This is a genomic window from Providencia sp. PROV208 (assembly GCF_028479465.1).
Taxonomy (GTDB): Bacteria; Pseudomonadota; Gammaproteobacteria; order Enterobacterales; family Enterobacteriaceae; genus Providencia; species Providencia alcalifaciens.
The window spans coordinates 227887-239999 of the sequence record NZ_JAMPNS010000010.1 but is presented as its reverse complement, the minus strand read 5'-3'; the positions used below and the strand labels follow the sequence as shown (position 1 = coordinate 239999).

The window sequence follows — 12113 nt, the reverse complement described above, 5'->3', positions numbered from 1 at the left end:
GCTTTCCAACAGGAATAATCGTTAATCCCACTTAGGCGCTAAGCCTTCAGGGCTCACGAGACGATCATTGCAATCCAGTTTTGCAATTGCATCACGATCTTCTTGGTCAAGCTGTAATTCTATGGCTTTTAGGTTACTGATTAAATTCTCACGCTTGGTTGATGATGGGATCACAGAGTAACCTTCACCCATCGCCCATGACAGAATGACCTGAGCTGGAGTTGCGTTATGTTTTTGAGCAATAGACTGGATAACTTCATCTTTTAATGCCTTGCCGTAAGCCAGTGTCATATAAGATGTAATATGAATACCTAATTCTTTTGCTCGCTCAACCACTTTGCGGTTTTGCAGATAAGGTGATAATTCGATTTGGTTGGTGGCAATATTTTCCGCACCAACAACTGCGACCGCTTCTTCCATCAATGGAATGGTAAAGTTTGATACACCAATTTCACGAGTTAAACCTTGTTTTTTCGCTTCTAATAACGCAAGCATAAACTCTTCAACAGAAACCGCATCATTTGGAGATGGCCAGTGGACCAATGTTAAATCGACATAATCTGTCTGTAAGTCGCTCAGGCTTTTTTTCAGGCTTGGAATCAGATTATCTTTGCTTAAATTCTCAATCCAAATTTTGGTTGTAATATAGAGTTTATCGCGTGCAATACCACTTTCAGCAATTGCCTGCCCAACAGCAGCTTCGTTTTCATAGATTTGAGCCGTATCAACCGCACGATACCCAACATCTAATGCATTTTTTACTGACGCAATCACAACATCATCTTTTAAACGAAACGTACCAACACCCATCATAGGAACAGTCATTGTGTTATCTCTCTTAAGTTTATTCATATTAACTATCAGAACTAATCATGTTCTTGACAACTTGATGTTAAAAAGAATAGGACATTAGGACTATTTTAAAAATAGTCATTCGCTCAATAATCTTTTGCTTAAAAGTCAATAATGAAGCTAACCAGTTGATTTATACATCAACATGACCGTAAACAGAAAAACACCCAGCAAATTAATCTCGTGGAACAGGAAATCATGCCGGCAATCTATAACATTGATAATAAATAATTATCATAGCTATGTTGAGTTTAATTTGTTTTACTGCAAGTTAATGTAATATAGCACTAGCGCGTTTCTTGACTATCTCAATTTATTCACCGTTATTATTTTGTTTTTTCAATGAAAAGTTACAATAACAACTTGAAAATCAAATGAAAAATAAAAAAACTTGTTATTTTACTGTTCACTTAAGGGGCATGACTAATGAATTTATTATCTTCTAGACAATTACTTTTGCTTTGTATCATTTTTACAAATAGTGCTTATAGTGATGAAAACTTAAACTCAGGTTACGCAAAACTGCTCGCGCTTTCGTTAACCGATGACATTAGTGCTTCCCAACTGAATTCTGACGGATTTAACTATGAAAAATATTCTTTACCCTATGAATTCAAAAACCTTTATGTAAAAGATGATTATTCCTTTTCTATGCAATTAAAAGGTAATTACCTCAAAGTTAAATCTTCTCTCGTCAATGTGGATTCTGTCGGTAGCCTACGTGCTCGGTGGGATATTTTTAGTATCTCGGCAGCACCCAAAGTTACCTACCAAATAAATGAAAGATTTAGCGTAGAAAACGAGCTTGAATTCGGTTATGCAAATATGAGTAATAAATCCTCATTTCATGGTAGTCAGCAAATGAGAGAAATATTACGTGATGAAGGTCTATTAGATTGGGATCTCAACTCATTTCACGTAACACCTAAAGTTGGACTAAAAAACACCAATAAACTGGACAATAATGATGAAATAAATATATACGGACATTTGGCATATATGTTTGCGAACGGTTTTAAAAATGAAAAACAACTTAACGTCAATAGCAGTACAGGTACATGGTCTATTGGTGGTGAATACGTCATGACTGACCTAATCCACTTAAATGGCAGGAATTTCAGTCTAGTCTTATCGAATGACATCGGTGGGTTCTATGGAAATAACTATAGAGAGCTATCATTCGGCTTTATTAATAATACTTCGCTAGCATTAGAAACTCCCATGAATATTTATGGCAGCAAAGTAAAAGTACAAGCTGGAATCGGCTATTTATCAAGCGATAATGCTCATGGGATAGCATTAACACTCGGCATTAGATAAGTGCTCAATTTCCATAATATGGCTTAAGCCGTGCAATATGACACGATGCTTGATTCAGCGATAAAACAAAAATAGTGCTAGAGGGTCATTTTATCAAGAACAACCGCAGTGCTGTAAAATATCAATACTATAAAATTGGAATCAAAAATACTGTTTGATAATCATAAAGAATATAGTATTCATATTTTTAGCTATTTATGATTAATTCTAAATTGGCGATTATTAAACCGACGATCTAAGTTTTTTTCAATTAACGAAATACTATTATTTTCGGTGTCTTCTCTCATTGATTCAATATCACCATTATCTTGTATTTTATTTTTTTTCAGTAAATACTCGATTTTCGTGCTCTGATATCCGCCACTCATATCGAGTGTTTGAGCGAGTACTGAGGCGCTAGTAAGCAACGCTATCACGATAAATAATTTTGAAAATAACCGTTTTTTCATCATGTCCTCCTTAAATTAGAATCTAGTTTTAACCTATTCAACTGTCAAAAAGTAGTGCATTAAGGTAATGATTTGGAAAAAATTGTATATTTATAGGATTTTCTTCAATTAAAAACCATTTATTTATTAACAGGTTAAATTAAAGTGATGATTGCTAAATAAGGTATTGATAATCCATACTCAAAAAATTGTGAGTGACGACTTTACTCATAAGAATAATTAAGCATGATTAATACCAAAATCATGAAAGGGCTGGCATTCAGTATTGACTATTTAAAGTAAGCCATCGTACAAGGTGAAAGTTCACTCTTTGCGCCCTGTACAATCACTTAAATTTATATTTTCGCTACTGCATAACAAATAAACTTGCCACATTAACATTTATCATATCAGGCTATTGATGCTTACTTGTTTTCCCCTTCGATTCTTCAACTAAAGGGTTGTGCTCTAGCTCTTTGGCAAGAAAGTAATTTAAGAACGTTCTAATTACAGCGATAATTGCCAGCTTAATGAGACTATCTAAATCAGGATCAACGGTCGTGAGTAAAATATCCGCTGCAAGTTGAAATTCTAAAGCCATTGCCAGCCAGTTACCGAAATAAAAACGAGCAACTCTGCCATTCTTAACTGTAATTAGAATATACAGTGTTTTCACAAGCCCTATAGCAACGCACGTTACTGATATTGCCTCAAGAAAAAGCTGTAAATAATTAACACTTGAGATTAACAGCTCACGTAACACAATCAGATCTGGCATTACATCCCCCTAAAAATGTATTTTGACGCACTGATACAATACGCATTCACTTAGCCAATAAGCGTATAACTCTGGATACATTCAAGTTTTATCTTTCATCTACCTACTTGAAACTCAAGCTCTATTTAACCAGGCTAGTCATCAGAATAAAGCGGTTATAACGAGACGCATTAGGCATAGAAACATGGCGAGGATCTTCCAGATAAGCTGGATTAAACAAAAAAAATTTAACACATTATGAATGTACTCATGGGCGATCTTAACTGATTAACTCGCCCACATTAAACCTGAAATAGATTATAAATAATAACGGTTAATCACCACATTGGATCGCATTCAAAATCACTAAACGTTTTCTTGTGGTTTTTAGGTGAAGATGTGAATTTACCTGCTGGTTTGTTATTTACGTATACTTCAAATGTTGATGTTTTTTTTATCGCATCAGTAAAACTCACCCACGCATTGGCACCATTCCTCGTCGTTGTGTTCTCAGGTATGTAGTATGCTTCATCATCAATTAGAAATGATATATCCCCAGTTAACTGTTGACCATCATGATAAACAGACACTCCGTTATCAAATCCCTCCCCCGCGCCAACATTGCATGCAATGATGACGGAATCATTAGATTCGTTGGTGAGGCTGTATTCGGAATAGCCTTGAGCAAAGCTACTTGACCATATATTAGGCACTGCCCATGACGCTGTTGAAAACCCCAAGATTACCCCAGCTATTAATATTTTTTTCATGTATTCCTCCAATTTTTTTTAAGTATACTTTACCGGAATGACTATTATTCTTAGAGAAATCACATATTTAAACAATAATTCTCCTAATGAGGTACTCACCAATACTTAATTTATATACAAAAACGGTGCAATAGGTTTTAGACGTGTAGAAAGATATTAGTAGACGTTGAAATAATAGGATTTTATTGACGAATTTGGATTTACTTGAGATTGGAATACTTTGGAGGACGTTACTAGAAGTGAAGATGGCGGAGGAGGAGAGATTCGAACTCTCGGATGGTTTCCCATCGGCGGTTTTCAAGACCGCTGCCTTCAGCCGCTCGGCCACCCCTCCGCAATGACGAGCACTATAATCATCTGCGCTTTCAATGTAAACCCCTAATTTGTTCGTTCGCTTTAAAAATAAGCGCACATGAGTTCAATGGATGAAATTATCAACATTTTTTCCTAACCTCGCAGGGTTTACTTGGGTTATTGCTGTTTTTTTGCTAAATTTGCGGTCTACTTTTGTTTGGATAGAAATTAAGTATGTTGGTTTTTAATAATCAAGAAATTGAAACAGATGCACAAGGCTACCTACTTGATAGCCAACAATGGAGTGAAGATCTTATTCCTTTGCTAGCTGAGCAAGAAGAGATTGAAATCACTGATGAGCATCTCGAAATTATCCGTTTCGTTCGCGCATTCTATTTAGAATTTAATACCTCACCCGCGATCCGAATGCTGGTTAAAGCCGTTTCTCAGCAGTTTGGCGAAGAAAAAGGTAACAGCCGCTATTTATATCGACTGTTTCCAAAAGGACCTGCCAAGCAAGCAACAAAACTTGCAGGTCTTCCTAAACCAGTAAAATGTATTTAATCTCTAATAGCGGACCGAAAAATCCGCTATTGGATCTGTATGCCAGTTTTCACTAAAATAATGATCAATTTTCGCACCTGGCGGACCGCCGGCTTTTAACCATTCGTCTACAAATTGAATGTCCTGCTCGGAACCATAAATAGCCAGTTTCACGCTACCATCATCCCGATTATAAACGAATCCTTTTATCCCATTCTGATTCGCCCAATGATACGTTTGGTAACGAAACCCAACACCTTGAACTCGTCCATAAATATAGAAATAACGACCTGTTGCTGCCATATAAGCCTCCGATGTCATGACTTAATTAATTAAAACCCTCTGGCACAGTTGTTTTTTATTCATTCAGCAGATAATCTGATTATTGAGGCACTGCTTTTCGTTATGACTTCAAAGACAGTGTATTGCGTTATAAGTAATTGTCCAAACATTGGCTTGAAAACGCACAGCACTGCCCACATGTAGTTTACAGTACAAGCAAGGCTTTTAAGGAGGTCGCTATGATGATCACCAGTAAATATGGCATCGGGCAACAAGTCAGACATAAACTTCTCGGCTACCTCGGGGTAGTTGTTGATGTTGATCCTGAATACTCACTCGAACAACCACATGATGATGACATTGCATCCAACAGTACATTACGCGATCTGCCTTGGTATCATGTTGTCATGGAAGATGACAATGGGGAAGCGGTTCATACTTATCTAGCAGAAGCACAAATTACTTATGAGATGACTGATGACCATCCGGAACAACCATCTATGGATGAGTTAGCAGAATCTATAAGATCCCAATTGCAAGCTCCACGTCTACGTAACTGATCATGAACGCAATCCAGTAAAGCAGCCCACCAGCTGCTTTATTTTTTTACGTCCCTTTTTCTACAACGCCAACACTTATTTTTCTAAACCTAGCGCAGGAATATCTTGTTTTGGGCATCTATCCATGACAAATTGCAGCCCAGCATCCGTCGCGATTTTTTTCGCTTCTTCGCTAATCACCCCTTTTTGTAGCCATAAAACTTTGGCTTTAATGGCTACTGCTTCATGAGCAACACCGACAGCAGCTTCTGAGTTTCTAAAAACATCAACCATATCAACAGACTGGGGGATATCTTTCAGCTGCGCATAAACTTGTTGTCCCAATAATATTTGCCCAGCTAACTTAGGGCTAACAGGAATAACCTGATACCCTTGGTGAAGAAGATACTCCATGACCTCATAACTTGGACGGTCTGTACGATCACTTGCACCAACAAGAGCGATTGTCTTTACACCCTTTAAAATTTCAGCAATTTCTTGATCTCTCATCAAAATATCTCCTAAACCAGTAAACTATTCATATACATTATGATATATGTTGTACCTGTTTGTTCACTCAATTTTTAAGATGCGTGACACTTATCTTGTTTAAGGGAAACTCATGGAATCCACCACTCGTAAAATCTCAGCTTCAAAGAACATTGCTTTAGTTGCCCATGACCACTGCAAATCATCGCTGCTCGGTTGGGTAAGCAAAAATAAAGTAAAATTAAGTTCACATAAATTATTTGCGACTGGCACTACCGGAAGTTTAGTGAGTAAAGAAACGGGCTTACCTGTTACTGGCATGTTGAGTGGTCCAATGGGCGGGGACCAACAGATTGGTTCAATGATTGCAGAGCAGAAAATCGACCTACTCATTTTCTTTTGGGACCCACTCAATGCGGTACCTCATGATCCTGATGTAAAAGCGCTTTTGCGTCTCGCTACTGTGTGGAATATTCCAGTTGCAACGAATCCAGCGACCGCTGATTTTCTGATCACGTCTCCTTACTTTGACGAGGAAATTGATATTGTGATCCCTGACTATCAAAGTTATTTAAATAAACGCACCAGTTAATCTGCAGAGAACATAAAAAAAACCTGCGCTATTCATCTCATAACGCAGGTTTTTTAGCATCACGCTTATGGTTTTTTCTGGCGAGGAACGCCCATCTGCCGCAACTCCTCAACAAATTCTGAAGGGTTATCTGGATTATAGAGCAGCCATACCTGCTGTTTCGCACGCGTGAGTGCAACATAAAATAATCGACGCTCTTCAGCATGCTCGAATTGTTCAGGCTGAGGAAGTAACGCATCCTCAATAATTGACTCTCTTGCCGGCGCGGGAAACCCTTCTTTTCCCCCATTTAGACCACAAATAATAACATGGTCTGCTTGCTGACCTTTTGACGCATGCATCGTCATAAATTGAATATTAAGCTTCGGCCAACGAGTGGCGGCTTTATTCAAAATCTCAGGCTTTAAATAATGATAACGCGCTAAAATTAGGATGTTTTCATCCTCTAAAACATAGCCGCTCATTTTATCCAGCAAGCGTTCCAATGCATCTTCATACAATAGAACAACTGATTTTTTATTACCTTTAATTAAGCTATTCAGAGGTTTATCTAGCTGACTAGGATTCTGTAAAACAAAACGATTAGCTATATCGCCTATACGCTCATTAAATCGATATGTTGTATCTAATGCACATAAATCCCCGTCACCAAAATGTGTTTTAAATGCAGTTGTTAGACCCAATTCAGCACCACTAAAGCGATAAATAGCCTGCCAATCATCCCCAACCGCAAATAAACATGTCTGTTTATTCTGCTGACGTAATGCCTGCAATAACCTAGCACGCAGTGGCGAAATGTCTTGAAATTCATCCACCAAAATATGCTTCCAAGGACTTATAAAGCGCCCTTTTTCAATGATATTGACAGCTTGATGAATCAACCCTGAGAAATCAATCGCGCCCTCATCTTTTAATACGTTTTTCCATACTTTTAATAGCGGTGCCATCAATCGAATGCGCTTTTGGAATCGATCTCGAATTTCTTCTGGTGTATTTTCAACCATCTCTTTTTGGCTGCCGCCATGCGAGCGAATTAAACTTAACCATCGCTCTAATCGAATCACGACTTTACGACTAATTTTTTCATCATTCCAATATTCACCATCTGGAATATCCCAAAGGAGCTCGTCAGAAAGCCACTCTCGCCACCCTTTTGCCTGCGCCTTTTTACTCGAGCATTGTTCACGCCACTCCGTTAATAAAAGTGACTGACGTTTTTCAGCGTTGGATTCTAATTCACTAATCACTGGTGACTTATTGCTACCCTCTCGGATAATCTGCAATGCAAGAGCATGGAATGTCTTCGCCTCAATCTCTTGCTGCTGTAACCGAGATTGAATACGCTCATTCATTTCTGCAGCGGCTTTACGTCCAAACGCCAATAGCAATATCTGCTCAGGCTTCGCGAGCTCTCTTAATAACAGCCATCCCGCCCTTGCGACTAATACAGATGTTTTTCCGCTTCCCGCTCCGGCTAATACTAAAACATTATCCTCACCATTAATGACAGATAAAGATTGAGAATAATTTAATGGAGAAGATTCTATATTTTGGAAAAAATCGTGATAACGACTTAAAACTGACTGGCACCAATTTTGATTATTTAGATTTCGGCACTGCTCACTATCATGTAGCCATTGGCAGCATAATTGATATTGTGTCGCACAATTTTCAAATAAGGGGATTCGCGCTAATGGTAAAGGAAGCGATGAAAATTGCTGAGTGATTTTTTCCTTAATGGCGTGAAGACTACGTAAGCTTAACCAAGCATCTTGTTGAGTTTGTTGTATAATTGACTGAGCTAATGACGTCAAGACTTGAGCGCTAACCTCACTCATTTCTACGCTCCATTGCTGCCATTTTTCATTTAAAAAATGATAGAAACGCTGAGTTTGTTTCCACTCCGTGCCATGTAAGCGAACAACTTGCTCCTCTAAAATCTCAAACTCTAACTCTCCCCAAACGATCCCTCGTTTGCAGCGAATATCAATTAATTCATTGAATGGAATAAGATATTGATGGTTTTCACCACTAACTTCGATGCCTGCATTAAGTAAGCGAACCCGATTATAGGGATGCTGAGCCAGGCGCTGTCCAATCTGTGTCGATTTCAGTTCCATACGTTCTGCACCTGTGTAAATCATTCGTGAAGATAATCAAAGCATAATTGCTAATAGTTTTTTATTCTACGTAAACACGTTATTCTATGTAGATAAGGATTTGTCTTACCACTGAGGTATTTTGTGCTAACGCTGCTAACCAGTTATCGCCGTGTGCTATATAACAGCCATATTTTATATTATATCCGAATCTTAATTGCGCTGACAGGCACAACCTTGGTCCCATGGCTTTTAGGCTTAGAGCCAAAAGTGACAATCCCCTTAACATTGGGTGTTGTTGCTGCCGCACTGACCGACTTAGATGACAGATTGGTGGGCAGAATAAAAAATTTAATTATCACTTTACTCTGTTTTTTAATTGCCTCCGTCTCTATTGAGCTACTTTTTCCCTACCCAGTATTATTCTTTTTTGGGTTAGCTATCTCAACCTGCGGGTTTATTTTGCTTGGGGCCTTAGGACAACGTTATGCGACCATCGCTTTTGGCGCCCTACTTATCGCAATTTACACCATGCTTGGTGTCCCTATTTTTGATACTTGGTACATACAGCCTGCGCTTTTATTAACGGGGGCAATTTGGTACAACATTCTCACGCTAATCGGGCATATCCTTTTCCCTGTACGCCCACTGCAAGATGCTATTTCACAATGTTATCAGCAACTTTCCGCCTATCTCGATGCGAAAGCCAACTTGTTTGACCCTGATCTCGAAGATGATTATCAGCAATCAATCTATGACTTAGCACTCGTTAACAGCACGTTAGTCAGCACGATGAATCAAGCAAAGATAGCCTTGCTCAGCAGATTGAAAGGTGACCGAGGACAGCGAGGTACGCGCAATACATTGCAGTATTACTTCGTTGCCCAAGATATTCATGAACGAGCAAGTTCGTCTCACATTCAATATCAACATCTTAGCCGCCGCTTACGCCACTGCGATATTTTATTTCGCTTTCAGCGCCTGTTAACCATGCAAGCGCGAGCTTGCCAACAAGTGGCTCAATCTGTGATATGGCGTAAACAATATCAGCACAACCCTCGTTTTGAACGAACATTCGCCTATATTGAAAGCTCCTTGCATCTGTTACAACAACAGTCGCCTGAATTACACGAGATTAAAGCATTACGAAACTTACTGAAAAACCTGAAAGGTATTGATGTTCAATTGAAAAGCTTGAGTTTGAATCAAGCTACAGGGCAACAAAATAATAAGCAAATTGAACAGTTAGCAGATGAGTCAATTTCAGGTCTTCGCGATATATTTACGCGCTTCAAACACCATTTGACGCCTAAATCTGCCCTCTTTCGTCATGCGGTCAGAATGTCTGTTTTACTCTGCACTGGCTACCTGATTATTCAACTATTTGATTTAGAAAGAGGCTATTGGATCCTACTGACCAGCTTATTTGTTTGCCAACCCAACTATAATGCAACTAAGCGCCGCCTTGCACTGCGAATTATTGGTACCCTATTAGGGATTGCGATTGGCTTACCACTACTTAATATCGTGCCATCTATTGAAGGGCAGCTCGCCTTAATCGTGGTCACTGGATTGCTATTTTTCATGTTCCGTAGCAGCCAATACGCTCAAGCCACACTATTTATTACATTACTTGTGCTTTTTTGCTTCAATTTACTGGGTGAAGGGTTTGAGGTCGCCTTGCCTCGAATCATCGATACCTTAATTGGTTGCTTCATTGCACTGCTTGCCGTTAGTTTCATTTGGCCTGACTGGAAGTTTCGACAATTACCCCAAGTGATTCAAAAGACGATGGATAGTAACTGCCGTTACTTAGACGCTATTTTACAACAGTATTATCAAGGCAAAGATAATAGTTTGGAGTACCGTATTGCGAGGCGAGATGCTCACAACTCTGATGCAGAGTTTGCCTCCGTTGTCTCAAATATGGCTTCTGATCCTAAGTCATACCAAATTACACAAGAACAGGCATTCCGTTTATTGTGTCTGAACCATACATTACTGGGTTATATTTCAGCGCTCGGTGCCCACCGAGAAAAAATGCAAAACGATGCAAACTTAACATTATTAAACGATGCGATTTGCTACATCGAATCATCCATTCAAGTCACATCGTTAGATCCAGCAATTATTGATGAAAAATCAGAGCGATTAAGAGTCAGTTTACTCCAACGCATTGACCACGCCTCCAGTGATGACGATGAAAAAACAGTTTTAATCATGGAGCAAACTAAGTTACTGATCGAATTAATTCCTGAGATAAAATCAATGATTAAACAAATCAGTTTGTCATAAAATAAACTGATGAGCGGGCATTAAAACTAACCAGTAGTCAATGCCCGCAATTATCTTCATAGGTAAACTGAAAATCAGTTCACGCTGTTAAACCAGTTAATCAACTCTTGCCGGGTTTGAGAAGGTAATACTTCACTGTGACAACCTTCGATTGCCGCAGCCAATCCAATCAATTGCTTGACACTCGGTCTTTGCTTACCGTGCTGTTTTAACTTCAAAAAACACGCTTTAGCGCCAATCAATGCCAGCTCCTCGGCATGGAAAATGCCAATTTTACCTAATGCTCTTTCCATTGCCATATTCATATTAGGCAAATCTTTAATACGAACAGCCGCCGATTCTTTTTGTTGGTTTTCCTCTATCGCCGAACGGTAAGCAAGCTCGATAATATGACTCAATATTGATGAATCACACCAAACATCTTCAGGGAGTCGATAATATCTCATCTCTAAAGGTATACCCCTTTTACTGTAGACCAACCGTTCGAATCCCACAGATTCAAAGTAACTGCGAGAAAACAGACACCCTCGTACATAAAACTGGTCATCCAATACCAATCCAACAAGTGCACTATCAATACACAAACAATATCCACCAAAATGGTTCTTCTTTTTTAGTACCCCAAATTTGCTCAAAATTTGTTGCAAAAGGGAACTTCTTTCGTTTTGTAATGACACTTTTTCATCTCCTTATGAATAAAAAAAGTACTATCGTCCTTGAAGCCTAAACAATTAAAAACAATTGTTTTTACATATAATTATGTTTAATCGATTTTAAAGTTTCAGTTAAAAATGCCAAGTAGAACTCACATAAAAACCGAAAAGTTGCGAAGCGCTTTGTAAAAATAGCCTTG

The 12113-nt window shown here is 38.6% G+C and carries 13 protein-coding genes and 1 tRNA gene; 5 read left to right on the top strand and 9 right to left on the bottom strand.

The genetic code is table 11. From position 1 onward, the window contains the following. Window positions 1-21: 21 nt before the first annotated feature. The gene (gene dkgB / locus PR766_RS08895; protein WP_006662102.1) at window positions 22-825 is read right to left on the bottom strand and encodes a 2,5-didehydrogluconate reductase DkgB; all 804 of its coding nucleotides are present in this window, start codon (window positions 823-825) and stop codon (window positions 22-24) included. 453 nt (window positions 826-1278) lie between these two features. On the opposite strand from dkgB, the gene PR766_RS08890 reads away from it, so the two are divergent. Further along, complete coding sequence (locus PR766_RS08890; protein ID WP_006662103.1) at window positions 1279-2172, top strand: hypothetical protein; 894 nt, start codon at window positions 1279-1281, stop codon at window positions 2170-2172. Window positions 2173-2363: 191 nt separating this feature from the next. On the opposite strand, the gene PR766_RS08885 is transcribed toward PR766_RS08890, so the two are convergent. The 4 genes from PR766_RS08885 to PR766_RS08870 all read right to left on the bottom strand — a co-directional run bounded on the left by PR766_RS08885 (window position 2364) and on the right by PR766_RS08870 (window position 4461). Beyond that, window positions 2364-2624, bottom strand: a complete 261-nt coding sequence (locus PR766_RS08885) for a hypothetical protein (protein ID WP_006657861.1) — start codon at window positions 2622-2624, stop codon at window positions 2364-2366. Between the two features lie 391 nt (window positions 2625-3015). After that, window positions 3016-3378 (bottom strand): DUF1622 domain-containing protein, encoded by a 363-nt coding sequence (locus tag PR766_RS08880; RefSeq protein WP_006662105.1) that lies wholly within the window; start codon window positions 3376-3378, stop codon window positions 3016-3018. Between the two features lie 317 nt (window positions 3379-3695). Continuing rightward, a complete protein-coding gene (locus tag PR766_RS08875; RefSeq protein ID WP_036965219.1) occupies window positions 3696-4127 on the bottom strand; it encodes a hypothetical protein in 432 nt (143 codons plus the stop codon). Window positions 4128-4373: 246 nt separating this feature from the next. Further along, window positions 4374-4461, bottom strand: a tRNA-Ser gene (locus PR766_RS08870). A 194-nt stretch (window positions 4462-4655) separates the two neighbouring features. On the opposite strand from PR766_RS08870, the gene PR766_RS08865 reads away from it, so the two are divergent. Continuing rightward, window positions 4656-4985: a TusE/DsrC/DsvC family sulfur relay protein gene (locus tag PR766_RS08865; RefSeq protein WP_006657858.1), complete on the top strand. Its 330-nt coding sequence runs from the start codon at window positions 4656-4658 to the stop codon at window positions 4983-4985. 3 nt (window positions 4986-4988) lie between these two features. Here PR766_RS08865 and PR766_RS08860 read toward each other — a convergent pair whose 3' ends face one another. Further along, entirely contained in the window at window positions 4989-5267 is a 279-nt protein-coding gene (locus PR766_RS08860; protein ID WP_036960421.1) for an acylphosphatase, read from the bottom strand. Between the two features lie 218 nt (window positions 5268-5485). Here PR766_RS08860 and hspQ point away from each other — a divergent pair, with 218 nt between their 5' ends. Next, a complete protein-coding gene (gene hspQ, locus PR766_RS08855) occupies window positions 5486-5806 on the top strand; it encodes a heat shock protein HspQ (RefSeq protein WP_006657855.1) in 321 nt (106 codons plus the stop codon). A gap of 75 nt (window positions 5807-5881) precedes the next feature. Here the strand turns inward: hspQ and PR766_RS08850 are convergent, their stop codons facing one another. Beyond that, window positions 5882-6295, bottom strand: a complete 414-nt coding sequence (locus PR766_RS08850; RefSeq protein WP_036960420.1) for a CoA-binding protein — start codon at window positions 6293-6295, stop codon at window positions 5882-5884. 112 nt (window positions 6296-6407) lie between these two features. On the opposite strand from PR766_RS08850, the gene PR766_RS08845 reads away from it, so the two are divergent. After that, entirely contained in the window at window positions 6408-6866 is a 459-nt protein-coding gene (locus PR766_RS08845) for a methylglyoxal synthase (RefSeq protein WP_006657853.1), read from the top strand. A gap of 65 nt (window positions 6867-6931) precedes the next feature. On the opposite strand, the gene helD is transcribed toward PR766_RS08845, so the two are convergent. Beyond that, on the bottom strand, window positions 6932-8986 hold the full coding sequence (gene helD / locus PR766_RS08840; RefSeq protein ID WP_154636147.1) for a DNA helicase IV: 2055 nt from the start codon (window positions 8984-8986) through the stop codon (window positions 6932-6934). A 123-nt stretch (window positions 8987-9109) separates the two neighbouring features. Here helD and yccS point away from each other — a divergent pair, with 123 nt between their 5' ends. Further along, window positions 9110-11260 carry a YccS family putative transporter gene (yccS, locus tag PR766_RS08835; RefSeq protein ID WP_155250257.1) on the top strand — a complete coding sequence of 717 codons (2151 nt, stop codon included), beginning with the start codon at window positions 9110-9112 and terminating at the stop codon, window positions 11258-11260. Between the two features lie 74 nt (window positions 11261-11334). Here yccS and PR766_RS08830 read toward each other — a convergent pair whose 3' ends face one another. Then, complete coding sequence (locus tag PR766_RS08830) at window positions 11335-11937, bottom strand: TfoX/Sxy family DNA transformation protein (RefSeq protein ID WP_006657850.1); 603 nt, start codon at window positions 11935-11937, stop codon at window positions 11335-11337. Between the last annotated feature and the right edge of the window lie 176 nt (window positions 11938-12113).

Excerpts from the sequence above, each read along its gene's own strand:
- PR766_RS08885 (WP_006657861.1), bottom strand. The coding sequence starts at position 2,624 with ATGATGAAAAAACGGTTATTTTCAAAATTATTTATCGTGATAGCGTTG.
- PR766_RS08875 (WP_036965219.1), bottom strand. The coding sequence starts at position 4,127 with ATGAAAAAAATATTAATAGCTGGGGTAATCTTGGGGTTTTCAACAGCG.
- helD (WP_154636147.1), bottom strand. The coding sequence starts at position 8,986 with ATGGAACTGAAATCGACACAGATTGGACAGCGCCTGGCTCAGCATCCC.
- PR766_RS08845 (WP_006657853.1), top strand. The coding sequence starts at position 6,408 with ATGGAATCCACCACTCGTAAAATCTCAGCTTCAAAGAACATTGCTTTA.
- hspQ (WP_006657855.1), top strand. The coding sequence starts at position 5,486 with ATGATGATCACCAGTAAATATGGCATCGGGCAACAAGTCAGACATAAA.
- dkgB (WP_006662102.1), bottom strand. The coding sequence starts at position 825 with ATGACTGTTCCTATGATGGGTGTTGGTACGTTTCGTTTAAAAGATGAT.
- PR766_RS08850 (WP_036960420.1), bottom strand. The coding sequence starts at position 6,295 with ATGAGAGATCAAGAAATTGCTGAAATTTTAAAGGGTGTAAAGACAATC.
- PR766_RS08880 (WP_006662105.1), bottom strand. The coding sequence starts at position 3,378 with ATGCCAGATCTGATTGTGTTACGTGAGCTGTTAATCTCAAGTGTTAAT.
- PR766_RS08860 (WP_036960421.1), bottom strand. The coding sequence starts at position 5,267 with ATGGCAGCAACAGGTCGTTATTTCTATATTTATGGACGAGTTCAAGGT.
- PR766_RS08890 (WP_006662103.1), top strand. The coding sequence starts at position 1,279 with ATGAATTTATTATCTTCTAGACAATTACTTTTGCTTTGTATCATTTTT.
- PR766_RS08865 (WP_006657858.1), top strand. The coding sequence starts at position 4,656 with ATGTTGGTTTTTAATAATCAAGAAATTGAAACAGATGCACAAGGCTAC.